Here is a 409-nt window from a genome sequence, read left to right on the forward strand (position 1 = left end):
CCAGCGAATTGCCCGAGGGGGCAGACGAGGCCCAGATCACGCAGATCGTCGAGACCGGCGACGGTGAAGCCTGTCGCGTCGAATACGAGCGCCTGTTCGTAGTGCAAAGCCAGTCGGGCGAGACGCAGTCCGAGTCCAGCACGACCGTCGCCGAGACCGAAGAGACGACGCTCAGGCTCGAGGACGAGGTCACGATCCAGGGCCGCGTGATGCTCGACCGGACGCCGCCGCGCGTCGAGGTCGAGCAGAGCCCGGCCGAGGTCGAGATCGAGCCCGGCGCGCCGTCCGTCACCGTCTCCGAAGGCCAGAGTGAGATCGTCGTCCGTCAGGCGCCGGCAAACGTGACGATCGACATGCCGACGCCGACCATCCGGATCGAGCAGGCGGCCCCCGAGATCATCATCACCAT

At 67.5% G+C, this 409-nt stretch carries 1 pseudogene; it reads left to right on the plus strand.

Annotated features, from left to right (window positions below):
- Positions 1-409, plus strand: a pseudogene (locus Q1A87_RS23840) (hypothetical protein); the annotation flags it as partial.

Origin of the sequence: uncultured Jannaschia sp., assembly GCF_947494055.1 — a bacterium.
Taxonomy (GTDB): Bacteria; Pseudomonadota; Alphaproteobacteria; order Rhodobacterales; family Rhodobacteraceae; genus Jannaschia.